Source organism: Bacillus sp. (in: firmicutes) (assembly GCF_031983925.1).
GTDB lineage: Bacteria > Bacillota > Bacilli > Bacillales > Bacillaceae_G > Bacillus_A > Bacillus_A pacificus.
In genome coordinates this window covers 212978-239743 of record NZ_DALYZR010000005.1, presented here as the reverse complement: position 1 = coordinate 239743, position 26766 = coordinate 212978, and the positions used below count along the sequence as shown (strand labels likewise).

The following is a 26766-nucleotide window of genomic DNA, read 5'->3' as shown; positions in this document are numbered from 1 at the left end:
AAAAGGATGAGTGGGATGAAAGTAAATAAAGCTTTAACAATTGCAGGGTCTGATAGTGGCGGCGGTGCCGGCATTCAAGCAGATTTAAAAACATTCCAAGAGCTTGGTGTGTATGGGATGACGGCTATTACGGCAATTACTGCTCAAAATACGCTTGGCGTTCAAGGGGTATATCCAGTTCCATTAGAAGGTATTACGGAACAGTTGAATTCAATTGGTACGAATTTAACACCAGATGCTGTGAAACTAGGAATGTTATTTAGCAGTGAAATTATTCAAATTGTAGCAGAACAGATTAATAAATTTGGCTGGAATAATATTGTACTAGATCCTGTTATGATTGCAAAAGGCGGTGCATCATTATTACAGCAAGAAGCAGTTCAAGCATTAAAAGAATATTTATTACCAGTAGCAACAGTTGTAACGCCGAATGTTCCTGAGGCAGAAGTGTTAACTGGGTTGGAAATCCATAACGTTGAAGATAGTAAAGAGGCTGCAAAAGTACTGCATGAATTAGGTGCGAAATATGTACTTATGAAGGGCGGACATGCAGAATATCAAGGTAATGAAGTAATTGATTTACTTTTTGATGGAGAAAAGTTTATTGAATTTAAAAGTGAACGAATTCCTTCAAAGCAAACGCATGGAAGCGGGTGTACATTTGCTTCAGCAGTTACAGCAGGGCTTGCGAAAGGATACTCAATTGAAGAGGCAGTTCAAGAAGCAAAACAATTTATTAGTATAGCAATTGAAGAGCCGTTGCATATTGGAAGTGGTCATGGACCGACGAATCATTTTGCATATAAATTGAATAAAACGAGTGTATAGGTAAGTAAAAAGTCAGTTTTATAACTGGCTTTTTTTCTGTTTACTTTTTCAAAATACAGGAGTAATATATCAGCCAGAATATATTTTTTGTAATACGCTGAGTCCAATTATATGGAGCGGAGGAACCAATTTGTGCAGTGTCACTAGGGGTGAATCTTTCAATTTTGAAAGTAGGGCTACTCTCAAAGTCCGAATCCGACAGCTAACTTCGTAAGCGTCTTGAGAGAGGACGGTGCCATGATGGATACATCACTTCATCGATCTGATTAGTATAGGGGAATATCAATCTATGTTTGAGTTTTTTTATGCTAAGGAGGATGAGGTACATGGAACTAACACTTATTTGTGTTGGAGAAGAAAGCAAGGTAAATAGTTTAATAGATTTAGTAGCGTTTCAACATGAGTTAATTATTTTTACCGCAAATGAAGAGATAGCGGTTGAAGTGAGGAATTGTGGGTTTGATTGGACGTATAGCTGCAGTAAGGAGCAGGATTTTACTAGTATTTGTGAGTGTATTAAGAAGGTGATTTTACTAGGTGATGAGCTTCCTATTGTTAGCTTCTTTACAGAACACATTCGCTTTTCTTTTCAAGCACCTATTACTGTTGTTACAAGGAATAAACGATATCCGGCGAGGCTCTATGAAACAATTGGAGCTACCTTTGTCGTGTTTACGAATTGTGATAATATTTCTTTTTTATTTTTTGAATAGGGCGGGGGAGAAGAAGATGAAGGTGTTGTTACTAGGAGATATAGCGAATCGTTGGGCAGTATCGGTAGAGCGAGTTCAAGAATTGGTGGTACTTGATCCTATTTTTCCAAGGCCGTATATCATATTGCCATCGAAAGACGCTTTATATTTAAAAACAGATGTGATCGAATATGAGCAACTACATGCAGAATTGTCACAAGTTTATATTCGCGGGAGAAATTTACGTGCTTTTTTACGAGGGGAATAAATAGGGAGTGAAAAAAGAGCGAATGCGAAGTGCAACAAGCTATGCACTTCATGTCATTCGCTCTTTTTATTTCGTATTTAAAAGATCATTTATGTGAAAAAGAAAGAAAAGACGAGAAAAGGGATGAAAGAATATTAATAATACCTGATGTAAGCGTTTAAATAGATGGATATTTTCTTATTTTGAGTAATTTAGCCCTTTACAAGTGAAAAATAGAGGAGTATATTTACTCTCATAAATCATTCATAAAATTTCCAAAAAAACCTAAAATCGCTGAGTTCCAGAAATGGAGCGGGGGAACCAATTTTGTGCATCGTCACTTGGGGTGAATCTTTCAGTTTTGAAAGTAGGGCTACTCTTTAGGCCCGAATCCGACAGCTAACCTCGTAAGCGTTTAGAGAGGAGGTTTACTTTTTGTTGTTCATTTTTTGAACACTGAGTAGAGCTCAGTGTTCTTTTTTAATATTTTAATGGTAAATTTTTACAGAAGGGTGAGGGGTAGCTATGTTAGATGTTGTAATGATCGGAATTTTTGTTGTGTTAGTCGCATCGATGGCAAGTCTTGCAAGTTGGTCAGATAAAGTTGTGAAAGAAGGGAAGCAATCATGATGATTGCCTTATCAATTATTGTTGCAGCAATTACGGTGTATTTAGTGTATGCATTATTAAATCCGGAAAAGTTTTAATTAGGGGGAGTCATTCATTATGATCTGGGTTGCAGTCGTTATTACAATGCTGTTATTTATTCTTGTGGCAAAGCCAACGGGAATTTATTTAGAGAAAGCCTTTCAAGGGAGTAAAAAGCTAGATAAAGTATTCGGGCCTTTTGAAAAACTTATTTTTAAAATTACGGGTGTAAAAGAATACAATCAAACGTGGAAACAGTACGCATTATCATTAGTTTTATTAAATGGATTTATGATTGTTGTTGTATATTTCGTTTTCAGACTACAAGGAGTATTGCCATTAAATCCAGCAAACATTAAAGGAATGGAGCCTACGCTCGCTTTTAATACAGCAATTAGTTTTATGGCTGATACGAACTTACAGCATTATAGCGGTGAAAATGGTTTATCTTATTTATCACAATTGATCGGGATTACATTTTTAATGTTTGCAGCACCCGCAACGACTTTAGCGCTCGTTATGGCATTTATAAGAGGGCTAGCTGGAAAAGAACTCGGTAACTTTTTCGTTGATTTTACGAGAGCATTAACGAGAGTGTTTCTTCCTATCGCATTTATGGCGGCACTAGTCTTTGTCGCACTTGGTGTACCACAAACGTTAGACGGTGTCGTTACAGCACAAACAATTGATGGGGCCAAGCAAAGCATATTACGCGGGCCAGTTGCATCATTCGTATCCATTAAGGAACTTGGAAATAACGGCGGTGGATTTTTCGGAGCAAACTCTACACATCCTTTTGAAAATCCAGGGCAAATGAGTAATATTTTGCAAATGATGCTTATGATGTTATTGCCAACAGCACTTCCGTTTACGTATGGACGAATGGTAGGAAATAAAAAACAAGGTCGCATCCTTTTCGTTTCACTATTCATGGTGTTTTTACTAGGGTTTATAACAATTACGACATCTGAACTAAACGGGAATCCAGTACTAAATGGAATGGGTATTGAACATGTACAAGGAAGTACAGAAGGAAAAGAAGTAAGGTTCGGAACAGTATTTTCTTCACTATACGCAACAGTAACGACAGCTGCTGAAACCGGAGCGGTGAATACGATGCATGATACGTTAACACCAATTGGCGGGTTAGTACCACTCGTAAATATGATGTTAAATACAGTATACGGCGGCGTTGGAGCAGGCTTTGTGAACATTATTATGTATGCGATTATCGCAGTCTTTATATCTGGATTGATGGTTGGACGGACACCGGAATTTTTAGGTAAGAAAATTGAAGGGAAGGAAATGAAATTAATTGCGGTAACGATACTATTTCATCCACTGCTTATTTTAGGGTTTTCAGCATTGGCTCTTTCTACACATTTAGGAACAGAAGCGATTTCTAACTCGGGCTTCCACGGTTTAACACAAGTTGTTTATGAGTATACGTCATCAGCTGCGAATAACGGATCTGGATTTGAAGGGTTAGCAGATAATACACCATTTTGGAATATTACAACTGGTTTAGTTATGTTTTTAGGACGCTATTTCAGTTTAATTACGATGCTAGCTGTTGCAGCTTCATTGAAAGAGAAGACGGTTGTGCCAGAAACAGTCGGAACGTTCCGTACGGATAATAGTTTATTTGGCGGCATTTTCATCGGAACAATTGTAATTGTCGGTGCATTAACATTCTTCCCGATGTTAGTACTCGGCCCAATTGCGGAATTTCTTACATTGAAGTAATGGAGGGTAAATGATGAGACCGGTAGTAGTAAAAGAAAAAAGAGTAAATGAGTCACAAATGCATGTTGTAGAAGATGAAGTTAGAAAAGCGAAAACGATGGATCGTGATATCGTGACACATGCGATGAAACAATCCTTTGCGAAATTGAATCCGAAAGTTATGATAAAAAATCCGATTATGTTCGTTGTGGAGATTGGATTTATCATTACGTTCATTTTATCGTTTCTTCCAAGTCATTCTAGTAGTGTACCAGGATGGTTTAATATAACAGTTTCTCTCATTCTCTTATTTACAGTTTTATTTGCTAACTTTGCAGAAGCGTTAGCGGAAGGGCGGGGGAAAGCGCAAGCCGATTCTTTAAAACAATCGAAGAAAGATGTGTTTGCAAATGTTGTAAAAGAAAATGGAGACATCGTCCAAGTTTCAGCAACTGATCTAAGAAAAGGTGACGTTGTTATTGTAAAACAAGGAGAAATGATTCCAAGTGATGGAGAAGTAATAAAAGGGTTAGCATCTGTTGATGAATCTGCGATTACAGGGGAATCAGCTCCTGTAATAAAAGAAGCAGGCGGTGATTTTTGTTCTGTGACAGGCGGTACGATGGTTGTAAGTGATGAGATTACGATTGTCATTACGAGTAATCCTGGTGAATCATTTATTGATAAAATGATTTCGTTAGTAGAAGGAGCTGCTCGTCAAAAAACGCCGAATGAAATTGCTTTAAATACAGTATTAACGAGTTTAACGCTTATTTTCTTAATCGTTGTTGTGACGCTGCCGATTTTCACAAATTATTTAGGATTTCAAATTGATACAGCTGTACTTGTAGCGTTGTTAGTTTGTTTAATTCCAACGACAATTGGTGGATTATTATCGGCCATTGGTATTGCCGGGATGGACCGCGTGACAAGGTTTAATGTGTTAGCGATGTCGGGTAAAGCAGTAGAAGCTGCTGGCGATATTAATACAATTATTTTAGATAAAACGGGTACGATTACTTTCGGGAACAGAATGGCTCATACATTATTACCTGTAGGAAATGAAACGATTGAGCAAGTTGGAAAGTGGGCTGCGATTAGCTCAGTTTTAGATGAAACACCAGAAGGTCGATCAGTTATCGAGTATGTGCAAGCGAAATCTATATCATATAATAGAGAACTTGCAGAACAAGGTGAGTTTGTTCCATTTAAAGCAGAAACGAGAATGAGTGGTGTTGATTTACAGGATGGAACGAAAGTGAGAAAAGGTGCTGTCGGTAGCGTGATTGAATGGGTTCAGTCACAGGGTGGAACAATTCCGAAAGATGTAAATCAAAAAGCAGATTTCATTTCAAAAGAGGGCGGAACACCACTTGTAGTTGCAGTGAATAATCGTATTTACGGTTTAATCTATTTAAAAGATACAGTAAAACCTGGTATGCGTGAACGTTTTGAACAGTTGCGTCAAATGGGGATTAAAACGGTTATGTGTACAGGGGATAACCCATTAACAGCAGCAACCATTGCAAAAGAAGCAGGAGTAGATGAGTTTGTTGCTGAGTGCAAACCAGAGGATAAAATTGCAGTTATTAAAGCGGAGCAAGATAAAGGGAAACTCGTAGCGATGACAGGTGATGGTACAAATGATGCGCCGGCATTAGCGCAGGCTGACGTTGGATTAGCGATGAATAGTGGTACAACAGCTGCGAAAGAAGCAGCGAATATGATTGATTTAGATTCGAATCCAACGAAGATTATTGAGGTAGTAGGAATCGGTAAGCAATTGTTAATGACACGCGGTGCGTTAACGACGTTTAGTATTGCAAATGATATCGCAAAATATTTTGCAATCATTCCAGCGATGTTTACACTTGCGATTCCGCAAATGGAAGCATTGAACATTATGAAACTAACATCACCACTGTCAGCGATTTTATCAGCATTAATATTTAATGCAGTTATTATTCCATTACTCATTCCATTGGCGATGAAAGGTATCGCATATAAACCGATGAGTTCGAATGCACTACTTGGCCGAAACCTACTTATTTATGGGCTGGGCGGAGTGATTGTACCGTTCATTGGAATTAAAGTAATTGATATAATTGTCGGCTTGTTCATATAAGGAAGAGGGGAAAGAGATGGCGAAGAAACAAAGTATACTATCACCAATCATCCGGATTACTTTTACATTTTTAGTGTTGTGCGGACTTGTATATCCACTTATTGTTACTGGTATTGCACAAGCAGTCATGAAGGATAATGCGGATGGAAGTCTAATATATAATGATAAAAATGAAGTGATTGGTTCTAAATTAATCGGTCAAAATTTCACAGATCCACGTTATTTTCATGGGCGTGTTTCTAGTATTGAATATAAAGCAGAGGCATCTGGTTCAAATAACTATGCACCGTCTAATCCAGATTTAGAGAAACGAGTAGAGAAAAGTATTGAAGAGTGGAAGAAACAAAATCCCACCGTACCAGTTACAGAAGTGCCAATCGATTTAGTGACAAATTCAGGTTCAGGGCTTGATCCTGACATTAGTCCGAAGGCAGCTTCCGTGCAGGTAGAGCGCATCTCTAAAATAACGAATATTCCGAAAGAAACGCTAAATCAATTGATTAAGGATCAAACGGAAGGTGCGGCACTTGGTTTATTTGGAGAGACCCGCGTAAACGTCTTAAAGTTAAATTTAGAATTACAGAAACTACTGAAATAGTAACAGTGCTACCTCAATCTAACGGATTGAGGTAGCGTTGTTTCGAAAGAAAGGTTGTGAGTGTTTTGTATGCGGATGACTATAAACCAACTTTTCAAAGGCGAACGCCAGAAGAGTATTTAGAATATATTCGTCAGCAAAACCGCGGGAAGTTAAAGCTATATGTAGGAGCAGCTCCAGGAGTAGGGAAAAGTTATAAAATGCTCTTTGATGCTAGAGAGATGAAAAAGGACGGTATGGATATTGTAATTGGTTTAATTGAAACGCATGGGAGAAAAGAGACGGAAGACGCAATTGCTGATTTAGAAAAGGTTCCTTTAAAAGAAATAGAGTATAAAGGGAAAGTGTTTTATGAACTTGATGTGGAAGGCATTATAAAGCGTGCACCGCAAGTCGTTGTTGTGGATGAACTTGCACATAGTAATATTCCCAGCTCTAAAAACAAGAAGCGTTATATGGATGTACAAGAATTGTTAGAGGCTGGTATATCCGTATTGTCAGCGTTTAATATTCAACATTTAGAAAGTGTTCATGATATTGTAGCTCAAATTACGAATGTAAAAGTAAGAGAACGAATTCCAGATTTTATTTTACAAAAAGCAAATGAAATTCAGCTTGTCGATGCAACGCCGGAAGTACTTCGGAAGAGGTTAATAGACGGAAAGATATATAAAGAAGAAAAAATTCAGCAAAGCTTACAAAATTTCTTTACGCTTAATAATTTAGGAGCACTCAGGGAATTATCGCTTCGTGAAGTCGCTGACGATATGGACGAGAAAATTAGTCAAACAGTGATAGAACCAATTGGCGTGAAAGAAAAAATTCTCGTTTGTGTACAGTACAGTTCAACAGCAGAGAAATTAATAAGACGGGGCTGGCGCATGGCTGATCGGTTAAACGCTGAATTGTATGTATTAAATGTTGAAAGAGAAAATATAGATTCTCTTTCAGCTGGAAAAAAGCAGACGATTGAAGAGTGGAAGACGCTCACGAATCAATTTGATGCAAGTTTTGTATTAGAAGAAGCAAAAGGAAGAAAGCCAGCGGATGTTATTATTGAAGTTGCAAAAAGATTACAAGTAACGCAAATTTTACTTGGGCAATCAGCGAGAACGCGATGGGAAGAAATTCGAAAAGGTTCGATTGTGAATGAAATTATGAGACAGACGAAGCATATTGATATTCATATTGTTGCGGATCAACGAGTTTAAAATAGAGACCATCTGTAGGTCTCTATTTTGCTTTGTGTGTGGCAGGGAATCGTAGCATTTTCATCGCATATAAGATTATGAGTAGAAACATAATTGCACCTATGAAGAAAATCCAAAAGTAATTTTGATTAAATAAAAGAAATCCACCTATAAGTGGCCCTGTGCCCATACCAAGATAGCGGATGAAGTTGTACATACCGATAGCAGTTGCGCGTTCTTGTACGAATTCTTCCGTTAATAAAGTAGTGTGAGTTGGCATAGAAAGGCCCATACTAAAACCGTACAATGATGTAACGATAATGATAAATGGGATATTGATGCTATATGTGAAAGAGAATAAAGTGACACATATAATATTGAAGAAACTAGTAATGAATAAAGTTTGCTTTGTTGTGAGGCGCTTTTGCAAAAACTTGTAGCAATAACTTCCTAACATAATAGAAAGGGACATCGGTACAAACATAAGACCAATTTCACTTGCAGTTAAGTGAAATAAATTTGTTAAAATGCTCGGTAAAAAAACGAGGAAGCAAAAGTAAATACAAAATTGAATAAAGCCAATAAGAGTAATAGAAAATCCAGTTTTATTTTTTAAGATAAACCAGTAATTCTTTTTTGATTGCGGTTGCTTACTTACAGTTGGTTTTGTTTCTGGAAGTAGTGAAATGTTTATCATTAATAAGAGAATGCCAAGTATAGATAAAAAGAGAAATACGGATACATGGCCGTTTATACTGCCGAGATAACCACCAATGAGGGGGCCAATCGCAGGTGCAAGAGCAAGTAACATTTGATAAAGGCTCATTGCTTCTCCTCGTTCTTTTCCTTCAAACAAATCACCAATAATCGTTGCTGAAACTACAGGTATAGCCGCTATTCCTATAGCTTGAATAGCTCTAAAAAAGAGAAATAAATAAATGTTTGCCGAAAAAGCACATCCGATTGAACCAATTGTACTAATGACTAAACTAGGGATAAGGACGGATTTTCTCCCTTTTGTATCAATTAAAGGTCCATATACGAGCTGCATAATTGCAAGAATGAATGTGAAAAGTGAAACTGTGACATTTACAAGATAAGGAGAAGTATGAAAAGAACCTTGAATCATGGGCAAGATAGGTGTGTAAATATTTTGAGCGAAGGAACCGAGTAAGGCACTAATACAGACAACATATAAAATGAAATGTAGTTTGGATTTTTTCATTATGTTAACCTCCTTCTTTTTTAGTTTCCTCGGAAACTAAATTTATTTTAACATGTTTTTCTAACTTGTAAATATGAAAAAATGATTTTAAAATGGTATATAGTTAAATTGTTTCTTTGGAAACTTAGGGGGCGAATAGATTGGATTATACAACGAAACAAATGGAAATACTTTCGAACATTCGTACACTTTTGCATAAAAGAGAAGAACATTTGAAAGGACAAAATGAGAAGTTTCTTCGTGAGACAGGTGTAAGTGGTATGTCTTTATCTGAGTTACATGTAATCGAGTGTATCGGGAAGAATGGTCTGATGAATGTAACGGCAATTACGATAGAAATGGGAATGACGAAGGGCGCAATCTCTAAAGTTTGTACAAAGTTGTTCCAAAAGAAATTCGTTGAGAAGATGCAAATGTTAGACAATCAAAAAGAAATTTTCTTCCGTTTAACGGAAAGCGGAAATGAAATATATAAAGCTCATGATAAATTGCATAAACAAGCTGAAGAAAAGTGGCTGTTACTCTTAGATAGATATACGAAAGAAGAACAAGATTTTATTCAAAGGTTTATAAAGGATGTCTCCAATCATTTGGAAATATAATTGGAAGAAAAAATTCCGTTTTCTCAAGTCTTTTAAATATAATTTCTGAAAGAACTCATATATAATAGAAACAGATACTTAACATGGTGAATAATTAAAGGGTCAATTATATAGAGGAGAGAGTAACATGCTTGAAAATACAGGGTTAGTATTAGAAGGCGGCGGTATGCGTGGTGTATATACGGGTGGGATATTAGAATACTTTATGGAACAAGATTTATATTTTCCATATGTAATCGGTGTATCAGCTGGTGCTTGTCATGCAGCGTCGTATCTTTCCAGACAAAGAAATAGAAATAAAACAGTAAATATTGATTATGCATCACATCCGAAATATTTATCGTATAAAAACTTATGGAGAAAACGTCAGCTATTTGATATGGATTTTATTTTTCATGAAATTCCAGAAAAGCATGTGCCGTTTGATTTTGAAACATACTTTAATAGCCCCGAGCGTTTCCTTGTAGGAACGACGGATTGTGAAACAGGGCAGTCTGTTTATTTTGAAAAAGAAGGAACGAATGACGATGCACTAAATTTATTACAAGCTTCTAGTTCATTACCTTTCATTGCACCAGTAGTAAATTATCGTGGTAAGCAATTATTAGATGGCGGGATTTCAGATCCAATTCCAGTTCGTAAAGCACAGGAAGATGGATTTAAAAAATCAGTCGTAATTTTAACAAGAAATCACGGTTACGCAAAGAAAAAATCAAGATTTGGGTGGATTGCTGCGAAGGCTTATAAAAAATATCCGAATCTTGTTAACACGATGCTAAATCGCTATGAAGTGTATAATGAAACACTTCACTACATTGAAAAAGAAGAACAAGCGGGTAATTTATTTGTTATTCGTCCAGAAGTACCGCTTCAAGTAGATCGTATGGAAAAAGATACAGCAAAACTACAAAATCTATATGAGCAAGGCTATGAAGATGCAAAGAGACAGTTTGCAGATTTAAAAGCGTTCTTGCAAAAATAAGTATTAGGCTGTGGAGAAGAAATTCTCTGCAGCCTTTTTATTATTGGTTTCAATGCTGAATGTTGGTTATACACGTTTTTAGATTATGGTATAATATGGATAAAAGTATGTGGAGAGGTGATACATATGGAAAATGTATATAAAGGGCTTAGACATACTGGATTTATTATGATGCTTATTTTTGGTGGGGTATTTTTACTGCGCTGGTTCATTCATGATGAAATGCTACTGGATCAGCTTATTGGATTTAGTGTAGGAATGGTAATGGTTGTTTCGTCAGTTTTCATTCAAAAGTATAGTAAAGAATTACAGGTAGAAGAGAAGTATTAAATGGTTATAAGCTCCTTCATATTTTGGAGGGACCGTTATAGTTTGAATGATTGTTATAAAAGAAAAGTAGAGCATCGGATTTCGATGCTCTACTTTTTTAATGTGGTAAGAAAATTAATTGATAAGCGAACAAGATTCCAAATACATACACAAGCGGGTGAACAGCACGGAACTTACCTTTTGCCACTTTCATAAGTGGGTATGAAATAAATCCAAGTGCGATACCTGTTGCGATACTTGATGTAAGTGGCATGCTTAAGATTACTAAGAATGCTGGGAATGCTTCATCAAATGCGTCCCAATCGATGTGGCGAACTGAACCCATCATAAGACTACCAACGATAATTAATGATGGTGCAGTAATAGCTGATACACCAGAAACGGCACTTACTAATGGTCCGAAGAATGCTGCTAGTGCGAATAAAACAGCTACTGTAACAGTTGTTAAACCAGTACGACCACCAGCTGCAACACCAGCAGATGATTCAATGTAAGCTGTTGATGGTGTTGTTCCGAACATAGAACCGATTGTTGCTGAGAATGAGTCAGATAGAAGAGCTCGTCCAGCTTTTGGAAGCTTTCCATCTTTCATAAATCCACCTTGTTGAGCAACGCCAAGTAATGTACCTGTTGTATCGAATAATGTAACAAGGAAGAATGAGAATACAACGCCGTATAATCCGTAGTTAATTACATCAGATACAGCAGTAATTGGATTTGAAACGATAATGCCTTCTGGTAAGCCAGGCATTGATGTAACACCGTTTGAGAATGATAATTGTCCCGTGAAGAAAGCGATAATACCAGTTAATAGCATACCGATAAATAGTGCGCCATTTACATTTAAAGACATAAGGACAATTGTAATTCCAAGTCCAGCTAATGCGAGTAGTACTGGAGCAGAGTGAAGATCACCCAGTCCAACTAAATTTGCTTCATTTTTTGTAACGATACCTGTTAAACGTAAACCGATAAAGGCGATGAAAAGGCCGATACCAGCAGTAATTGCATGTTTTAAGTTTTCAGGAATTGCTTCCATTAATTTTGTACGGAAAGATGTGAATGATAACAAAATTAAAATCATACCTGCTACGAATACAGCAGAGAATGCAATTGCGAAAGTCATGCCTTCATGAGCTTTTACAACAGAGTAAGAGAAGTAAGCATTTAATCCCATACCTGGTGCAATTGCGATTGGTAAGTTTGTAAAGATCGCCATAAATAATGTTCCGACAACAGCAGCGATAATTGTTGCTGTAAATGCTTGTTCAAATGGAACACCTGCATCCCCAAGGATAACTGGGTTTACGACAATGATATATGCCATTGTTAAGAAGGTAATAATACCTGCCATAATTTCAGTTTTAATAGAAGTTTTATGTTTTGAAAGGTTAAACATATAAACATCCTTTCTGTTTACGAATAATTTTCACAACAGTTATATATAATATTCGTTTTTTATCTATTTTGCAATAGTTTTGCATAAAAAGTTTACAACAATTCATATTTTGTGTCTTAAATTCGAATATTAATCGTAACTTGATGTGTGAATTTCAGTTTTTATTATGCACATTATAAGGAAAAGGAGTTGAAAGAAGCTATGCCACAGCAAAAAAACTTTATAACAATGCCAGCGCAACATCAAAATAAACAACCTGGTATTGAATCATTAATGAATCCTCTACCACAGTTTGAAGATCCAAATTATAAAGGTAGCGAAAAGTTAAAAGGAAAGAATGTATTAATTACAGGGGGAGATAGTGGAATTGGACGAGCTGTTTCTATCGCTTTTGCGAAAGAGGGAGCAAATATTGCGATTGCTTATTTAGATGAGGAAGAAGATGCTAATGAGACGAAGCAATATGTCGAGAAAGAAGGTGTAAAGTGTATATTGTTGCCGGGTGATTTAAGTGATGAACAGCATTGTAAAGATGTTGTTCAAGAGACCGTTCAGCAGCTAGGAAGTTTACATGTTTTAGTAAATAATGTCGCGCAGCAATATCCGCAGCAAGGATTAGAGTATATTACAGCAGAACAGCTAGAAAAGACTTTTCGTATTAATATTTTTTCTTATTTTCATGTTGCGAAGGCTGCACTTTCTCATTTAAAGCAAGGAGATGTCATTATAAATACAGCGTCTATCGTTGCATACGAAGGAAATGAAACGTTAATTGATTATTCCGCAACGAAAGGGGCAATTGTTGCTTTCACAAGATCACTTTCTCAGTCATTAGTGCAAAAAGGGATTCGTGTAAATGGTGTTGCGCCAGGACCAATTTGGACACCACTTATTCCATCGAGCTTTGATGAGAAAAAAGTATCACAGTTTGGAAGCAATGTTCCGATGCAAAGACCTGGCCAACCATATGAATTAGCACCAGCATACGTATATTTAGCGTCTGATGATTCATCCTATGTTACCGGGCAAATGATACACGTAAATGGGGGCGTTATTGTAAATGGATAGTTTTCATTTATAAGAGCAAAGTAAAGTTAATTCCACTTATTATAGTGGCGCTAGGGGAGGGATATAGATGAAAAAATTATGTTTTGTCATACTATTATTTTTCATCCTACCGGTTAGTGCCTTTGCTAATACAGATCATCTAATATTAGTGAACCTTACGACAAACCAATTATCTTTTTTTGAAAATGGAAATTATACAAAAACATTCCCCGTAACAACTGGAAGAGATCGTACCCCTACACCTGAAGGTAATTTTTGTATTATAACTAAATTTAAAAATAAAGAATACCATCGGAAAAAAATAGCTGGTGGTGCACCGAATAACCCTCTTGGTACGAGATGGCTTGGACTAGATAAAAATGAATATGCGATTCATGGGACAAATCGGGAATGGACAATTGGAAGTAGGGAATCAAATGGCTGTATTCGTATGCATGACAGGGATATACAGTGGTTATATGACCGAGTTCAATTACAGACGAAAGTAATCATTTCTCGGTTTCATACGAGCCCGGAATATGAAGCGAATAAGCTTGGTTATCGTGTTGTGAGCTGGAATGGTCGTAAAGTAGAAGAAGAGCAAATTGGTATGCTTACGTTAGTAGATCGCGTGGATATATATTGGCAAGAACCGAATGGACAGCTAACGAAAGTGAAAATGGTATTGCCAAACGAAAGGTATGCAGTGTACTCAAAACGAAAAGATGGAATATATTATATAGGAAACAATTTGTATATAGTGGATGAAACAGGAGAAAAAATTCGTTATGAGCAAATCCCTTCTTCAGCTTTAAGTAATATATATAAACGGAAATATAATGTTCCGTAATAGGCTACCGTATGATAGACGGTAGCTTATTTCTACTTCGAGTTTAACTGCAACTATTGTATTTTGCTGAATATAATACAGTACAGATAGGGGGCGGTTACATTATGAAAAGTGAATTTGCGTTTAAAGTTTTCTTAGTAACGACCTGTTTATTTATTGTGTATTTATATGCGTTTCTCGTTTTTTCTTTTTATGTTCCATATGTTGATTTAATATTGTTCTTCGGATTTATTTGGGCGTTTGTTAAGGCGAGAGAAGGGGAGAAGAGTATATATCGGCGCATTACCTTATGCGGGACGGCCGTTCTCGTTATTTTATACTTTTTTATTATGCATGATTTTTGGAGGGGGATGTAAAAAAGCATACGATTAATCGTATGCTTTTTATGTTTAATATTTTGGCTTAAATGTATGACAACAAGTCTCTACACTTGTTGCTACAGAACTTTCTAGCGTCTCGTTCGTTAAAACTGCACTTGTATACGATTCATTTTCAGTTTGACCCGTTTCATCCGCATCTGGCTGAACGATAATCGCACTTGCTTGACAAAAGTTGCCTTGTCCCCAAAATGAACAATTGGAAACAGAACATCTTACTTCTGGCATAAAACCCCCTCCTTATACATTAGTTTGGAATTTTACGTCCATTTCATGTGTAGAAGGAGTTTCCTTTTCTCGTTATTTTTTCGTTTGTTCAAACCATTCTTTGAACTTTTCTTTTGATTGTTCTCCGCTAATACGGCTTACTTCTTTACCATCTTTAAAATGAATAATTGTCGGTGTTCCTTGGATATTGTATTTATCCCAAGGCTCGTTTAAATTTTCAATATCAATTACTTTCATATCAACATTTAAATCTTTCGCTAAAGGTACAACAATAGGAGAGACCTTTTGACAATGAACGCAAGAGGTTTGATAAAAATAAATCGTTTGTTCTTTTTTATCTTCTATATTTTTATTGAGATCCTCAAGAGAAATTTTATTTGAGTAGTAATCTTTTTCATTTGTCGATGCGTTTTTCTTTTCCATTTGTGCTACAGCAAACATTGCCGCAAATAAAACGATAATAATACCGCCAAATATAAGTATTTTTTTCATTCTTTCATCTCCTTATTTGTTTTTAATGACAATAAAGCTACAAACAGCGATTGTAATAAAGCCGATAAGTGCTAAAAACGGGATTGTCACAAAGCCGAACCAGTTTATGTATTCTCCCGTACATGGTACACGGCCGCAAGCTGCCCCGGCAGCTGAAAATGCTGCGATCTTTTGAATTGCATAGTGATATAAAGAAATACAAGCACCGATACTTGCGATTGGTAAAGAATAATTTGCGATGCGATAGTCTTTTTTTACTACAGCGATACCGAGCCATAAAACGAATGGATACATAAAAATACGTTGATACCAACAAAGGACACAAGGCTCAAATTTCATGATTTCGGAAAAGTATAGACTCCCTAGTGTAGCAATAAAAGAAGCTCCCCACGCGGTAAATAAAGCATATTCTTGCTTTTTTTCTCGTCCCATATTTTATACCTCTCTTATAATAGTTACATACTAAATTATAGTATGAAGTGGTACAGAAAAGAAAGAAAAAATATGTTTATCAATAAAAGTTTTATAAGGGGAAACTTTTATTGATATGAACATTTTAAAAAAGCGCTATTCTCCAGAAGAGAATAGCGCTATAGTTTACATTTGAATTTGCTCTACTTCTTCTATATGTGACTTTTGGGATGCGTGGTCAATATATTGAAATAGAAGCTGCAATTGTTTATCAACTTCTGGCAGTTCTTTACTGTATTGATAAGCGTGTAAAAAATGCTCAATACGCTTAGAAAATAATTGATCGTTCGTTTGAACCATGAGAACGAGTAATTTATCCCAATTACAGCAATACGTGTAATAGAGAGCTTTATCATAATCGTTATATGTTTGCACTGTGTACCCTCCTTACCGAGAGTTATATATAGTGTGTGATAAGTAAGGAGAAATACACTTGAAAGAATTTGTTAAGAAAAAAAGTGAATGAAAAAAACGAGGTGTGTCCTCGTTTTTTAAGCTTTTGGCATTGGCGTAGGTGTTGGTTTGCCATAGCCTTCTTTGTATTTATTATCGATATAGTTACGAATTTCAAGCGTTGTTTTTCCTTTTTGTTTCATGGAAGCAGATTCAACTGCGATTTCTAGGCAATTGACGCAAGTCGTTGCATGAGAATCCCAAACAACTTCACCATTCTTTTTAATTTCACGAATAAAACAATTTTTATTATTTTTATGTCCTACACTTTCACCGCAACCGCAGTAACATGGAATCCAATCTAATAGCTCTGCATTTTGTCCAGCGACAGTGTAGATGTCTTTCATTTGTGGATCAAGCTTGTCTAGGAATGTAGGAAGTGTGTCGATTCCTTTTGTTTTCTCTTGAATGTCAGCTTGCTGAGTGTGCGATGCGTGGTCATGTTCCTCTTTTTTTGATTCAGAAGATTTTTGGTCATTTGTACCAGTACTTCCGCATCCAGCAAGAATTAAGCTTAGTACTGCAAGTAAAGAAAATACATATTTTTTCATTCGCTTGTCCCCTTTACAAATGTATTAATCAAATTGTATCAGAGATTACGGTGTATCGGTTGAAGATTTTTTCGACTGATTTTTGAAGCGCCATCTTAGCGAATGGAATAGAAATAAAATTGGGATATAAGCGTATACAATATATAAACCAGCTTGAGATAGTACTGTGTTTAATGTGTTTATACTTTCACGGTTTGTGAAAAGTAGAGAAATTGAAAATATGATAAAAATAAAGAACGGTAATGTAAATGTAAACGAAATATGAAAGGAACGCTTCATCGTTTGGCATGATGACCAAATAGTTAAGCAAAGGTTTGGCAAAATAATTAAAAACCAAATAAAAATAATAATGTATTCAAAGCGTTGAATAAAAGGGACCTTAATAATTTTTAACATTGTTAAAGTAGGCCAAATAGTACGGTTTAATTGTCCTTCGCTATAATACATAAAGGATACGATGGCTAAAATTACATAAATTAAAGTGCTAAAAGCAATTCCTGCATGGGCCCATCTCTTTAAAGATTTTCCTTTTTCAATAAATGGATAGAAGATAAGAATTGTTTCAAAGCCGAGAAACTCTAATGCAGATTGTTTTGCAGATATAAGCATGTCAGTAGGTGAATGTGTAAAAATAGGTAAAATATTACGGAAATGAGCGTATTTCATTGGATAGATTAAAAAGAATACAACGAAAATAGGAAGAATGACTCCCCAAAAGCATATTCCAGTCACAGAACGAAATCCACCTTTTATAATGTAGTAAGTCACTAATAAAAACATAAGGGTAAGTTTCCATAATTTAATGGTAGGAAAAATCCAAACTTGTATGACTTCCATATATGTACGAAGAACAGTAAGGCAGAATAATAAGCAATAAAGAGTGAAAATGACAGAAAATATAGAGCCAATCCATTTCCCGAAAGTTGTTGTATGAATGCTAATTAAATCTCCATCTTTTTCTAACATTTTTAACATACAAAACAGCACAATATGAGTTGCAATTCCCGCAATAATAAGAGAAATCCAGGCATCATAGCCAGCATTTTTTAAAATTACACGTTGATATCCTAGAATTCCTATTCCGATTTGAAGAGAATGCAACAAAATAAATGCAAAATATGGAGAGACAGTCTTTGTTTTATTCATTGTATGCATTGCTTATTTCACCTCACTATTCCCCGATTCCAGATTGAACAATGTTAATATCTAAATTTACATCAATGTCTATATTTTGATACATATTTCGAATTTGTTTTATATTCCATTTTCTCGTATGACTTCTAATTTCATCACGTATTCCTAAAGGATCAATTTCCTTTTCTTGAAATTGTTTTATTAACCCTTCACAGTCTTTTTCAACATTTCGCTCAATTTGTTTTTTTATATAATTGATATTTCTTTTTTTTCTTAAATCAATCCAAGTAGGAGAGTTTTTAATTAATCCATCTAATTTTAAATTGATTTTTACTTTTGGTATGTCACCAGTTTGATCTATATCATATTTACTTTTCCCAGCTAAATCTTGTATGACAACCATACCTTTATGTTTATTCTTTTTTATCGCTGCTTCGTAACGTCCATTTTTCGTAGGATTAATAAGTAATTTTGTTAAAACAGAATGTCTTTTATCTGTATACATGACCACTTTATCGTCTTTTAAGAAAGCAAGTCCTTTGACAACGACGGAATGATTAGCGTCCGTTTTAATATATGGGACATAGGCATCACATACAGAAGAATAGTAATTATATAAAAAAACGTTCAATGAGGTTTGTGGAATGTTCTCATTTCGTATATTTTGCTCAAGTAAATCAACAATGGATAATGAACCATTTTGTTTTCCACGATTTAAAAGCTCTTCAGCTGATCCATCTACAATTGCTAGTTGTACATCACGCCCGATATTTGGATCACGTTGTAAGTTAGTAATAATTTCTCCCATTCCTCGTTCTCCTAGAGTTTTTCCGAATAGGACGACACGCATTTGACCTACAACAACATTGTGAGGAGATTTCGCATTTAATCGTGAAGCAATAGTTTCAAGTGAACGGGCAGATGTTGATTGGGTTTCTGGTTTAGACTTCACACCATGTGTATACTCTGGAAATAAGATAGTTCCTTGGAATCTTTTGTTTTTTGTGATGTCAAATCCAGCGACATGAATAATACGCTGCGTATCCACTATATACGTTTGTGTACAGCCAGTTTGTAGAAAAAAGAAGATCATGATAAGGTGCAATAAGAGTTTTTTCATTCACCATCACCATCACGTTTTTGCTTCGCTTTGCTTGGATTATAGCGCCATTTAGATTTTGGCCTAAGAAAAGAAGGTCTTTGTGCCGTTTGACTAAATGGTAATCTAAGAAAACCTTCTGCTGTACCTAAACCACGAAATGGATATAAAGGTAATAAATAAGGTGATCCAAGTGATTTTAATTTAATTAAATGAGCTAAAATAAATACAAATCCAACAATAAGCCCTAATCCTCCGAATGCGCCGGCTAAAAGAATAAGCGGAAAGCGTAACAAACGGATCGTAGAAGACATCTTTACAGTCGGTGTTGTGAAAGATGCAAGGGCAGATAAAGCAACTGCAATTAATAAAATCGTACTCGTTAAAGCTGCCTCAACGGATGCTTGACCAATTACAATTCCACCAACAATTCCAATCGTTTGCCCAACTTTTGTCGGTAAACGTGCTCCCGCTTCACGAAGCAATTCGATTGTAATTTCTAAGAAGAGTGCTTCTAGAATAGGCGGGAAAGGTACGTTCGCTCTCGAAAAAATAATAGGGCCTAATAAGTCGGCAGGAATCATTTGATAATGATAAGTTAAAGCCGCTGTATAAATAGCGGAGGAAAAAAGAGAAAATATAGCTCCGAAAAAACGAATAACACGAAAGAACGATCCAATCATCCACGGTAAATAATAGTCTTCTGGTGAAATGAAAAAATCTAGTAATGTTGTCGGTCCGGATAAAGCATAGGGGGAGCCATCTGTTAAAATTAAAACTTCCCCGCTAATTAATGCAAATATAGCTCGATCTAATCGTTCTGTAGGTAGTAGAACAGGAAAAGGTGAATTGCTATTATCACTAATAAATTGTTCAATCATAGTCGCATCAAATGGGACATCAAAATCAATATTTTCTAGTCTTTGTATTGCGATGTTGATAAATTGTTCATTTGTAACTCCTTCAATATAAGCAACTGCTACCTTCGTTTTTGACATAGATCCAACGATAATTTCTTTGAAAATGAGTTGCTCTGTTACGATATTTCGGCGTAATAAATGTATATTTGTATCAATATTCTCAACGAAACCAACTTTAGGACCGATTACACTATATTCATTTTCTGTATCGTTATATAACCGTTTTCCTAGAACAGTACTCTCTGCACGAATTAAAGCATATTGATCGGGATTCGAATTGTTTTTTAAACGTATTAATATATATCCACCTAATAATTTTTCGCGAATATCATCAATAGAAGGAGAGGTAATGATGTCTTCAATAGAGACAATATTATATAAATCAGAGATATTTTGAATGTGTTCTGCTTTCTTTTTTATAGGAGTTAAAATAAATTGTTTAATAATAAGTGCTTCCACGACAGATTTATAATAAAACAAGCATAATGTTTCATCTTCAAGTACGTTATAAGAGACAAAATCGCTAGATTCTTTCATGGTTTGTATAAATTCTGGAATAGAACAAATTGTTTTTGTATTAGTCTTTTTTGATTTCTTAGATAATAAACCGAACATTTTCTCACCCCTAACATATATCATTTCCTTGTGTTAGTTTTTGGGAAAGACGGGAATTTATACTTGAAAATTGAAAGTTCATAAAGAAAAGGAAGAGTATTGAAAAACTCTTCCTTTTTGGCGTATTAATTTGTTTTCTTTTCCTTAATAGACTTTACTAATTTAATCATTTCTGCTCGTATATCTTCTTTTTTTACGTTTAATTTTTCGGCAATTTGTTTCATATCCATTCCGTCTTTTTTCATTTTTAGCACATCATCAAGGGGAGTATTACTTTTTTGAGAGATGATTGTTAATACCGTGAGCTGACGTAATCCGATATTATATTCTTTCATTTTTTGTTTTAGCCCGTCTGGTGTAGATTTTTGCATATTTGCTAATTCTTGCAGTAGCGCCTTTTTCGTTTCTTTATTCATATGATGCTTTTTCAACTTACTTGGATCTACCCCGAAATGCTCAGCTGTTTTCTCCCAAGATTTATTTTGCTTATAGTAAGCTAAAACGTCCTTAATTTCTTTTTTACTCATTCTTGCAATGTGGGCAGCTCTCCAAATTTCATGTTTGTTATAGCCGAGTTTTTCGAGCGATTGCATTTCTTCTTCTGAAATTGGTTTATGATGATGCAATGTTACTTCTTTTGGCGTAGCAGCGAAAGTTGGGAAGACGGTTGTACCGAATAATAATGCTGCCATAGTCATACTTACTGCGATTTTTTTGTACATATAAACTCCTCCTAGATAGATGATGTGGAAAACTGTACACATATCATTTCCATAAAATGTGAAATACTTGTGAACAAATCAAGTTTTTTTATTCACAGTATGAAATGAAGTTTTTGGGAGTTTTCCAACATAAAACATTGATTAATAGTAAAAAACTAAGGTATAATCGAAATTGAAAATCAATATCAATAATAAACGTATACATATAGATAAAAATAAGGGAGAGAAAAATATGACTACATATACTTCCATCGCAAATGTGATTAAAGAAAGACGTTCTGTTCGTACATTTACAGATAAAGCAGTAGACAAAGAGTTGTTAATTGAACTATTAAACGACGCAACGTGGGCACCGAATCATAAACATCGTGAACCATGGAATTGTAAATTATACATTGGAGAAGGTCGTCAGAAATTAGTGGACGCAGTATTAAACTCTTTCACAGAAGAAGAAAGAGCGAAACGCGGTAAAATTTTATCAGATCGTTTCTTAAGCACACCTGCACAAATCGTTGTGTATATAAATGAAGATCCTCGTCAGATTCAACGCGACGAAGATTACGCTGCAACATGCGCATTTATGCAAAACTTCCAACTTCTTGCTTGGGAACGTGGATTAGGTTGTGTTTGGAAATCAGGCGGATTAAACTACAATCCATTATTTATAGAAGGACTTGGTTTAACAAGAGGTCAACGCATCGTTGGAATTCTTCACCTTGGCTATTTCGATAAAGCACCAGAAGGAAAAGCTCGTACACCGATTACAGAGAAGATGGAGATTATTGAAGGTTAATAGATGAGACATTCTCGTTTTTACGGGGGTGTCTTTTTATTATGCAATCAATCCTCATGAAAGCTTGTTCTCAATCATACACTTTCTTAAGGGAAAGTGTAAGGAGGGAAAATAATGAGAGCAAGTGACGATAAAGCACTGCAATATGCGATTGCGGAAATTACGGAAATTGCGACTGGATTTGGGCTTGATTTTTATCCGATGCGTTATGAAATATGTCCAGCGGAAATTATTTATACATTTGGTGCATATGGGATGCCGACGCGGTTTTCACATTGGAGTTTTGGGAAACAGTTTTTCAGAATGAAATTACAATACGATTTAGGTCTTAGTAAAATATACGAACTCGTTATTAACTCTGATCCATGTTATGCCTTTTTATTAGATACGAACTCGTTAATTCAAAATAAATTAATCGTAGCGCACGTGTTAGCGCACTGTGATTTCTTTAAAAATAATATTCGTTTTTCAAATACGAAGCGAGATATGGTAGAAAGTATGTCAGCGACAGCTGAACGGGTGAAAGCGTATGAGCATAAGTACGGAAAAGAAGAGGTAGAAACATTTTTAGATGCCGTACTTGCCATTCAAGAGCATATTGATCCGTCGCTCATGCGTCCAAAACTTGCATGGAGTATTGATGATTTAGAAGAGGAAGAAGTAGAAAAGAAAAAGGTATCGCAATACGATGACTTATGGAATTTAGATAATCGAAATAAAAAGAGGGAACGCTCCAATGTGCGTAAAAAGAAGAAAATCCCACCACAACCGGAGAAAGACTTACTCCTCTTTATTGAAGAATATAGCCGTGAGCTAGAAGATTGGCAGCGAGATATATTAACGATGATGCGTGAAGAAATGTTATATTTCTGGCCACAGCTTGAAACGAAGATCATGAACGAAGGCTGGGCATCATACTGGCATCAACGCATACTTCGCGAAATGGACTTAACATCGGATGAAGCAATTGAATTTGCGAAATTAAATGCGGGCGTCGTTCAGCCATCCAAAACAAGCATTAATCCATACTACCTCGGTATTAAAATGTTTGAAGATATTGAGGAGCGCTACAACAACCCGACAGAAGAAATGAAGCGACGAGGTGTCAAACCAGGATCTGGTCGTGACAAAATCTTTGAAGTACGCGAAATCGAATGGGACGTATCGTTTTTAAGAAACTACTTAAATAAAGATCTCGTAATGAGAGAAGATATGTACTTATTCCAGCGTCAAGGAAAAGAATATAAAGTAATAGATAAAGAGTGGGAACATGTGCGTGATCAACTCGTAAATATGCGGACAAATGGTGGCTTCCCGTACTTGGTAGTAGAAGACGGGGACTACTTAAAGAACGGAGAATTGTACATTAAACATAGTTACGAAGGAATTGAGCTCGATTTAAAATACTTAGAAAAGGTATTGCCATATCTTCATCAGCTATGGGGAAGAACGGTGCATATGGAGTCGATCGTGGAGAGTAAGGGCGTTGTGTTTTCTTATGATGGGAAGATGGTGCATCGGAAGTATGTGTGACGGAAAGAACGGACATAGAATGCTATGTCTGTTCTTTTTTATTTGGAAAAAGGTAAAATATGCTATTCTTAAACAAAAGGGAGTTACATAGAGAAATGGAGCGATTCAAATGAGCAGAATAGGGGTATGCAAGGTGGATATTACGCCGCCTATAGGTATTGATTTTGTCGGATATCATAGAGAGACAGGAATAAATAATATTGAAGAACGTATTTATGGGACGGTTTTTGTATTTGAAAAAGGTGAAATGAAAACTGTGTTTATAAGTATTGATAATATTGGGATGTTAGTAGAAGATACGAATATGATTCGTGAGCAAGTAGCGAGTGAACTTCATGTGCCGTTTGAGCGAATAACGGTTGTTTATACTCATACGCATTCCGGTCCAGAGACGGTCGGTGATAATCCGCTCGTACAGTCGTATAAAACGATTTTAGTAAATAATGTAGTGCACGGTGCGGTTACTGCGAATAACAACTTGAAGCTATGTGAAGTTGGCTGGGGTGTTACGACAGGTGATATTGGGGTAAACAGAAGAGAGAGAACATCTGATGGAAGAGCAAAGATGGGAACAAATATAGATGGTGTTGTAGATAAACGTATTGGCATGTTAGCAATAAGAAATGCTGAAACGAAGGAGCTATCTGGTATTGTAGTATTTTGTATTGCGCATCCGAATGTTTTAAAAGGTGATAGTGATGTATTATCAGCAGATTATCCTGGAATGACGAGAGAGATTCTTGAGAAAATCGTAAACTGTCCTGTTATGATTGTGCAAGGAGCTGCTGGTAATGTGAATGCGAAGTATAGAGGTTCAAAGGAAGCGTTAAAACAAATGGCTTACACGCTTAGTGGACATGTATTAACGATGTTGCCAACAGTTACATACAGCCCAATTGTAAATTTAAGAACAGTTTCGAGTACGATGCAAATGAAGTTGAAAGATATTCCTGGAATAAATGAGATACGAAGCATGGCTCAATTAGCAGAGAAACAGTGGGGCGTGAATACGGATGAATGGCTTACTATCGTTTTAGAAAAATATAAGCAAGGTATTCGGCAGTTACGTATTGATTTAGAAGTGCAACTGTTTCAAATTAATGATGGTATATTCTCTGGTATACCGATGGAACCTTTTTCAGAGACTGCGTTAGAAATGAAAGAGAGTCTTCAAAATGAACTAGCTTTCTTTGGTGGATATACGAACGGATATATTGGTTACTTACCAACGAAAGAAGAATTCGCATATGGTGGATATGAAGTGGAATTAAGCCCTGTAGTGTATGGACCGGTTACGAATTTATTGATGCCACTGGAGGAAAATACTGCGGAGCTGATTGTGAAGAAGGTTACGGGTTTATGTAATAAAGTAAACCTTTAATGAGACAGATTTTTGAACGCAGAGTAAAGAATATGACTAATTGTGTGATTTTGTTAAGTCAATGTAATTAATAATGATTATCATTATTAATTACATTGACTTCTAAAAAAAGAAAAACTAGAATTTATAAAGGGATCTTCAATTGTTCGCTATCATTTGTATAGGAGGTAAGTTATGTTGGATAGCTTTATTTCTATAAGATGTAGGTTGGCTCTTTATAGTTTTGGTGTTCTTTTTATCTTTTTTTGTACAGTATTTTTAGTGAATCAAAAGGTGTATGCAGAAGATGTACCGTGGACATCAGTTTCCAATGAGGGAGAACGTGTACTTTTTCAAGAACAATCTTTGTATAGTAATGATCGAAGGGGAGAAGATCTTGTTTCACCTTCATTTGAAGGGCGTAAACATGGTGGGGAAGATTGGGGATACTTATTAAGAGACAGTAATTTTAATTATTCATCTAATATCCTTACACATTCTATAATAGGAAGAGATGATCGAATTAGAGTTACTGATACAACTTTGTATCCTTATAGGGCTATAGTACACTTAGTAATTCAATTTAATGGACAAGAGGTTTATGGGTGTACAGGAGCGCTAATTAGTAAAGATACAGTATTTACAGCTGGGCACTGTGTTTACAATAAAAAGCTTGGTGGATGGGCAAAAAATGTTATTGTGACTCCTGGTAGAAATGGAAACCAAGCACCGTATTTGCCTTATAGTTGGACAAAGCTTTATTCAGTAAGTGGATGGACTGATGATGGAGATTCGGAATTTGATTATGGAGCCATTAAATTAAATGGATCTCCTGGAGATTATACAGGTTGGTTAGGATATAGAACTACTAATGTAGAGTCTCCAAAGGGGTTACTTGCAGTAGTTCCAGGGTATCCGTGTGATAAAGTAGGAAATGAAAAATATACTATGTGGACAGATTATGGACCAATTGAAGGCACTAGTCCTAGAATTTTAACATATAAGATGGACACTTATGGATGTCAAAGTGGAGCACCTGTATATCATGACTATTCTCGTACGGGTGTAACAATAATAGCTACCCATACAGTAGGAAGGAATTCTTGGAATTCTGGAAACCGGGTGACAGATGATGTTTTTAATAATCTTAAAAAATGGTCTGAATAAATATAATAAGTTTATATGGATTTTATGTTGTATATTGGTCATTATCATAATGTCTAGTTCTATAGCAAATAATGAAAAGAAGTTTAGTAAGATTGTTAATTCTGTAACTTTTCACGTGAAAAATAAAGAAAAACAGCCAATAAAAGATTTTGAAATTATACTTATGAAAGATGAATCACCTGAGCCGAGTAAAGAAATTGGGATTTCAATAGGGAAAACGGATGAAGAAGGGAAAGTTATTTGGAAGAATGTGAGGAAGGGAAATTATATCGTATTTTTACCAAATAGTGAGACGCAAATAGTTAGGGTTAATGATAGAGATGAAACGAGAGTAATAAATATATTATTGTAGAAAACGAATCC

The 26766-nt window shown here is 35.7% G+C and carries 31 protein-coding genes and 2 riboswitches; of the genes, 20 read left to right on the top strand and 11 right to left on the bottom strand.

Annotation, left to right across the window (positions count from 1 at the left end):
- The first annotated feature begins 6 nt into the window (after positions 1-6).
- From thiD to kdpDN, 9 genes are all read left to right on the top strand, one after another.
- Positions 7-828 (top strand): bifunctional hydroxymethylpyrimidine kinase/phosphomethylpyrimidine kinase, encoded by an 822-nt coding sequence (gene thiD, locus RTP99_RS17950; protein ID WP_116733373.1) that lies wholly within the window; start codon positions 7-9, stop codon positions 826-828.
- Between the two features lie 85 nt (positions 829-913).
- Positions 914-1061, top strand: a riboswitch (cyclic di-AMP (ydaO/yuaA leader).
- A gap of 93 nt (positions 1062-1154) precedes the next feature.
- Positions 1155-1541 (top strand): hypothetical protein, encoded by a 387-nt coding sequence (locus RTP99_RS17945; protein ID WP_000424075.1) that lies wholly within the window; start codon positions 1155-1157, stop codon positions 1539-1541.
- Positions 1542-1557: 16 nt separating this feature from the next.
- Entirely contained in the window at positions 1558-1788 is a 231-nt protein-coding gene (locus RTP99_RS17940) for a hypothetical protein (RefSeq protein WP_000866315.1), read from the top strand.
- Between the two features lie 261 nt (positions 1789-2049).
- A riboswitch (cyclic di-AMP (ydaO/yuaA leader) is annotated at positions 2050-2195 on the top strand.
- 97 nt (positions 2196-2292) lie between these two features.
- Entirely contained in the window at positions 2293-2397 is a 105-nt protein-coding gene (locus tag RTP99_RS17935; RefSeq protein WP_000887889.1) for a SipW-dependent-type signal peptide-containing protein, read from the top strand.
- The gene (gene kdpF / locus RTP99_RS17930) at positions 2394-2474 is read left to right on the top strand and encodes a K(+)-transporting ATPase subunit F (protein ID WP_000972376.1); all 81 of its coding nucleotides are present in this window, start codon (positions 2394-2396) and stop codon (positions 2472-2474) included. The genes RTP99_RS17935 and kdpF overlap by 4 nt, the downstream gene beginning before the upstream one ends.
- A 19-nt stretch (positions 2475-2493) precedes the next feature.
- Positions 2494-4161 carry a potassium-transporting ATPase subunit KdpA gene (gene kdpA / locus RTP99_RS17925; RefSeq protein ID WP_000638358.1) on the top strand — a complete coding sequence of 556 codons (1668 nt, stop codon included), beginning with the start codon at positions 2494-2496 and terminating at the stop codon, positions 4159-4161.
- Between the two features lie 13 nt (positions 4162-4174).
- Positions 4175-6265, top strand: coding sequence for a potassium-transporting ATPase subunit KdpB (kdpB, locus tag RTP99_RS17920; RefSeq protein ID WP_312366713.1), 2091 nt, complete (start codon positions 4175-4177; stop codon positions 6263-6265).
- A gap of 16 nt (positions 6266-6281) precedes the next feature.
- A complete protein-coding gene (kdpC, locus tag RTP99_RS17915) occupies positions 6282-6863 on the top strand; it encodes a K(+)-transporting ATPase subunit C (protein WP_001085561.1) in 582 nt (193 codons plus the stop codon).
- Positions 6864-6919: 56 nt separating this feature from the next.
- Positions 6920-8074 carry a KdpD-like non-kinase potassium sensor gene (kdpDN, locus tag RTP99_RS17910; RefSeq protein ID WP_011040019.1) on the top strand — a complete coding sequence of 385 codons (1155 nt, stop codon included), beginning with the start codon at positions 6920-6922 and terminating at the stop codon, positions 8072-8074.
- Between the two features lie 22 nt (positions 8075-8096).
- Here kdpDN and RTP99_RS17905 read toward each other — a convergent pair whose 3' ends face one another.
- Complete coding sequence (locus RTP99_RS17905; protein ID WP_000748681.1) at positions 8097-9278, bottom strand: MFS transporter; 1182 nt, start codon at positions 9276-9278, stop codon at positions 8097-8099.
- 140 nt (positions 9279-9418) lie between these two features.
- Between RTP99_RS17905 and RTP99_RS17900 the strand changes: the two genes are divergently transcribed.
- The 3 genes from RTP99_RS17900 (at position 9419) to RTP99_RS17890 (ending at position 11192) form a co-directional block, all read left to right on the top strand.
- On the top strand, positions 9419-9880 hold the full coding sequence (locus RTP99_RS17900) for a MarR family transcriptional regulator (RefSeq protein WP_000386751.1): 462 nt from the start codon (positions 9419-9421) through the stop codon (positions 9878-9880).
- A gap of 127 nt (positions 9881-10007) precedes the next feature.
- Positions 10008-10862: a patatin-like phospholipase family protein gene (locus RTP99_RS17895; protein WP_000892678.1), complete on the top strand. Its 855-nt coding sequence runs from the start codon at positions 10008-10010 to the stop codon at positions 10860-10862.
- Between the two features lie 126 nt (positions 10863-10988).
- Complete coding sequence (locus RTP99_RS17890; RefSeq protein WP_000432811.1) at positions 10989-11192, top strand: hypothetical protein; 204 nt, start codon at positions 10989-10991, stop codon at positions 11190-11192.
- 97 nt (positions 11193-11289) lie between these two features.
- Here RTP99_RS17890 and RTP99_RS17885 read toward each other — a convergent pair whose 3' ends face one another.
- The gene (locus RTP99_RS17885) at positions 11290-12591 is read right to left on the bottom strand and encodes an NCS2 family permease (RefSeq protein ID WP_000482726.1); all 1302 of its coding nucleotides are present in this window, start codon (positions 12589-12591) and stop codon (positions 11290-11292) included.
- Positions 12592-12792: 201 nt separating this feature from the next.
- Between RTP99_RS17885 and RTP99_RS17880 the strand changes: the two genes are divergently transcribed.
- From RTP99_RS17880 to RTP99_RS17870, 3 genes are all read left to right on the top strand, one after another.
- Positions 12793-13659, top strand: a complete 867-nt coding sequence (locus tag RTP99_RS17880) for an SDR family oxidoreductase (protein ID WP_001136256.1) — start codon at positions 12793-12795, stop codon at positions 13657-13659.
- 67 nt (positions 13660-13726) lie between these two features.
- On the top strand, positions 13727-14488 hold the full coding sequence (locus tag RTP99_RS17875) for a L,D-transpeptidase (RefSeq protein ID WP_000732021.1): 762 nt from the start codon (positions 13727-13729) through the stop codon (positions 14486-14488).
- A 104-nt stretch (positions 14489-14592) separates the two neighbouring features.
- Positions 14593-14844, top strand: coding sequence for a hypothetical protein (locus RTP99_RS17870; protein ID WP_000834195.1), 252 nt, complete (start codon positions 14593-14595; stop codon positions 14842-14844).
- 33 nt (positions 14845-14877) lie between these two features.
- On the opposite strand, the gene RTP99_RS17865 is transcribed toward RTP99_RS17870, so the two are convergent.
- The 9 genes from RTP99_RS17865 to RTP99_RS17825 all read right to left on the bottom strand — a co-directional run bounded on the left by RTP99_RS17865 (position 14878) and on the right by RTP99_RS17825 (position 21550).
- Complete coding sequence (locus RTP99_RS17865) at positions 14878-15093, bottom strand: DUF1540 domain-containing protein (RefSeq protein ID WP_001115486.1); 216 nt, start codon at positions 15091-15093, stop codon at positions 14878-14880.
- A gap of 72 nt (positions 15094-15165) precedes the next feature.
- On the bottom strand, positions 15166-15585 hold the full coding sequence (locus RTP99_RS17860) for a thioredoxin family protein (RefSeq protein ID WP_000721875.1): 420 nt from the start codon (positions 15583-15585) through the stop codon (positions 15166-15168).
- Between the two features lie 12 nt (positions 15586-15597).
- On the bottom strand, positions 15598-16017 hold the full coding sequence (locus RTP99_RS17855; protein ID WP_000532254.1) for a disulfide formation protein C: 420 nt from the start codon (positions 16015-16017) through the stop codon (positions 15598-15600).
- A gap of 165 nt (positions 16018-16182) precedes the next feature.
- Positions 16183-16431 (bottom strand): YhdB family protein, encoded by a 249-nt coding sequence (locus RTP99_RS17850; protein ID WP_001195458.1) that lies wholly within the window; start codon positions 16429-16431, stop codon positions 16183-16185.
- A gap of 116 nt (positions 16432-16547) precedes the next feature.
- Complete coding sequence (locus RTP99_RS17845) at positions 16548-17060, bottom strand: PCYCGC domain-containing protein (RefSeq protein ID WP_000761024.1); 513 nt, start codon at positions 17058-17060, stop codon at positions 16548-16550.
- A 45-nt stretch (positions 17061-17105) separates the two neighbouring features.
- The gene (locus tag RTP99_RS17840) at positions 17106-18215 is read right to left on the bottom strand and encodes a GerAB/ArcD/ProY family transporter (RefSeq protein ID WP_000557314.1); all 1110 of its coding nucleotides are present in this window, start codon (positions 18213-18215) and stop codon (positions 17106-17108) included.
- Positions 18216-18231: 16 nt separating this feature from the next.
- Complete coding sequence (locus RTP99_RS17835; protein ID WP_000734944.1) at positions 18232-19314, bottom strand: Ger(x)C family spore germination protein; 1083 nt, start codon at positions 19312-19314, stop codon at positions 18232-18234.
- On the bottom strand, positions 19311-20828 hold the full coding sequence (locus RTP99_RS17830) for a spore germination protein (protein WP_046646345.1): 1518 nt from the start codon (positions 20826-20828) through the stop codon (positions 19311-19313). Before RTP99_RS17830 ends, RTP99_RS17835 begins: the two co-directional genes overlap by 4 nt.
- A 125-nt stretch (positions 20829-20953) precedes the next feature.
- On the bottom strand, positions 20954-21550 hold the full coding sequence (locus RTP99_RS17825) for a hypothetical protein (RefSeq protein ID WP_000276995.1): 597 nt from the start codon (positions 21548-21550) through the stop codon (positions 20954-20956).
- 232 nt (positions 21551-21782) lie between these two features.
- On the opposite strand from RTP99_RS17825, the gene RTP99_RS17820 reads away from it, so the two are divergent.
- The 5 genes from RTP99_RS17820 to RTP99_RS17800 all read left to right on the top strand — a co-directional run bounded on the left by RTP99_RS17820 (position 21783) and on the right by RTP99_RS17800 (position 26755).
- Entirely contained in the window at positions 21783-22343 is a 561-nt protein-coding gene (locus RTP99_RS17820) for a nitroreductase family protein (RefSeq protein WP_000214810.1), read from the top strand.
- 114 nt (positions 22344-22457) lie between these two features.
- Positions 22458-23876 carry a stage V sporulation protein SpoVR gene (gene spoVR, locus RTP99_RS17815; RefSeq protein ID WP_001202715.1) on the top strand — a complete coding sequence of 473 codons (1419 nt, stop codon included), beginning with the start codon at positions 22458-22460 and terminating at the stop codon, positions 23874-23876.
- Between the two features lie 109 nt (positions 23877-23985).
- Positions 23986-25257, top strand: coding sequence for a neutral/alkaline non-lysosomal ceramidase N-terminal domain-containing protein (locus RTP99_RS17810; RefSeq protein WP_011040029.1), 1272 nt, complete (start codon positions 23986-23988; stop codon positions 25255-25257).
- 174 nt (positions 25258-25431) lie between these two features.
- Entirely contained in the window at positions 25432-26403 is a 972-nt protein-coding gene (locus RTP99_RS17805) for a trypsin-like serine peptidase (RefSeq protein WP_000887283.1), read from the top strand.
- Complete coding sequence (locus tag RTP99_RS17800; RefSeq protein ID WP_000478580.1) at positions 26369-26755, top strand: DUF2606 family protein; 387 nt, start codon at positions 26369-26371, stop codon at positions 26753-26755. Before RTP99_RS17805 ends, RTP99_RS17800 begins: the two co-directional genes overlap by 35 nt.
- Positions 26756-26766: the final 11 nt, after the last annotated feature.

What these genes read in the sequence shown, in the direction of transcription:
- thiD (WP_116733373.1), top strand. Translation starts at nt 7, where the DNA reads ATGAGTGGGATGAAAGTAAATAAAGCTTTAACAATTGCAGGGTCTGAT.
- RTP99_RS17945 (WP_000424075.1), top strand. Translation starts at nt 1,155, where the DNA reads ATGGAACTAACACTTATTTGTGTTGGAGAAGAAAGCAAGGTAAATAGT.
- RTP99_RS17940 (WP_000866315.1), top strand. Translation starts at nt 1,558, where the DNA reads ATGAAGGTGTTGTTACTAGGAGATATAGCGAATCGTTGGGCAGTATCG.
- RTP99_RS17935 (WP_000887889.1), top strand. Translation starts at nt 2,293, where the DNA reads ATGTTAGATGTTGTAATGATCGGAATTTTTGTTGTGTTAGTCGCATCG.
- kdpF (WP_000972376.1), top strand. Translation starts at nt 2,394, where the DNA reads ATGATGATTGCCTTATCAATTATTGTTGCAGCAATTACGGTGTATTTA.
- kdpA (WP_000638358.1), top strand. Translation starts at nt 2,494, where the DNA reads ATGATCTGGGTTGCAGTCGTTATTACAATGCTGTTATTTATTCTTGTG.
- kdpB (WP_312366713.1), top strand. Translation starts at nt 4,175, where the DNA reads ATGAGACCGGTAGTAGTAAAAGAAAAAAGAGTAAATGAGTCACAAATG.
- kdpC (WP_001085561.1), top strand. Translation starts at nt 6,282, where the DNA reads ATGGCGAAGAAACAAAGTATACTATCACCAATCATCCGGATTACTTTT.
- RTP99_RS17905 (WP_000748681.1), bottom strand. Translation starts at nt 9,278, where the DNA reads ATGAAAAAATCCAAACTACATTTCATTTTATATGTTGTCTGTATTAGT.
- RTP99_RS17895 (WP_000892678.1), top strand. Translation starts at nt 10,008, where the DNA reads ATGCTTGAAAATACAGGGTTAGTATTAGAAGGCGGCGGTATGCGTGGT.
- RTP99_RS17890 (WP_000432811.1), top strand. Translation starts at nt 10,989, where the DNA reads ATGGAAAATGTATATAAAGGGCTTAGACATACTGGATTTATTATGATG.
- RTP99_RS17885 (WP_000482726.1), bottom strand. Translation starts at nt 12,591, where the DNA reads ATGTTTAACCTTTCAAAACATAAAACTTCTATTAAAACTGAAATTATG.
- RTP99_RS17880 (WP_001136256.1), top strand. Translation starts at nt 12,793, where the DNA reads ATGCCACAGCAAAAAAACTTTATAACAATGCCAGCGCAACATCAAAAT.
- RTP99_RS17875 (WP_000732021.1), top strand. Translation starts at nt 13,727, where the DNA reads ATGAAAAAATTATGTTTTGTCATACTATTATTTTTCATCCTACCGGTT.
- RTP99_RS17870 (WP_000834195.1), top strand. Translation starts at nt 14,593, where the DNA reads ATGAAAAGTGAATTTGCGTTTAAAGTTTTCTTAGTAACGACCTGTTTA.
- RTP99_RS17865 (WP_001115486.1), bottom strand. Translation starts at nt 15,093, where the DNA reads ATGCCAGAAGTAAGATGTTCTGTTTCCAATTGTTCATTTTGGGGACAA.
- RTP99_RS17860 (WP_000721875.1), bottom strand. Translation starts at nt 15,585, where the DNA reads ATGAAAAAAATACTTATATTTGGCGGTATTATTATCGTTTTATTTGCG.
- RTP99_RS17855 (WP_000532254.1), bottom strand. Translation starts at nt 16,017, where the DNA reads ATGGGACGAGAAAAAAAGCAAGAATATGCTTTATTTACCGCGTGGGGA.
- RTP99_RS17845 (WP_000761024.1), bottom strand. Translation starts at nt 17,060, where the DNA reads ATGAAAAAATATGTATTTTCTTTACTTGCAGTACTAAGCTTAATTCTT.
- RTP99_RS17840 (WP_000557314.1), bottom strand. Translation starts at nt 18,215, where the DNA reads ATGCATACAATGAATAAAACAAAGACTGTCTCTCCATATTTTGCATTT.
- RTP99_RS17835 (WP_000734944.1), bottom strand. Translation starts at nt 19,314, where the DNA reads ATGAAAAAACTCTTATTGCACCTTATCATGATCTTCTTTTTTCTACAA.
- RTP99_RS17830 (WP_046646345.1), bottom strand. Translation starts at nt 20,828, where the DNA reads ATGTTCGGTTTATTATCTAAGAAATCAAAAAAGACTAATACAAAAACA.
- RTP99_RS17825 (WP_000276995.1), bottom strand. Translation starts at nt 21,550, where the DNA reads ATGTACAAAAAAATCGCAGTAAGTATGACTATGGCAGCATTATTATTC.
- RTP99_RS17820 (WP_000214810.1), top strand. Translation starts at nt 21,783, where the DNA reads ATGACTACATATACTTCCATCGCAAATGTGATTAAAGAAAGACGTTCT.
- spoVR (WP_001202715.1), top strand. Translation starts at nt 22,458, where the DNA reads ATGAGAGCAAGTGACGATAAAGCACTGCAATATGCGATTGCGGAAATT.
- RTP99_RS17810 (WP_011040029.1), top strand. Translation starts at nt 23,986, where the DNA reads ATGAGCAGAATAGGGGTATGCAAGGTGGATATTACGCCGCCTATAGGT.
- RTP99_RS17805 (WP_000887283.1), top strand. Translation starts at nt 25,432, where the DNA reads ATGTTGGATAGCTTTATTTCTATAAGATGTAGGTTGGCTCTTTATAGT.
- RTP99_RS17800 (WP_000478580.1), top strand. Translation starts at nt 26,369, where the DNA reads ATGTTTTTAATAATCTTAAAAAATGGTCTGAATAAATATAATAAGTTT.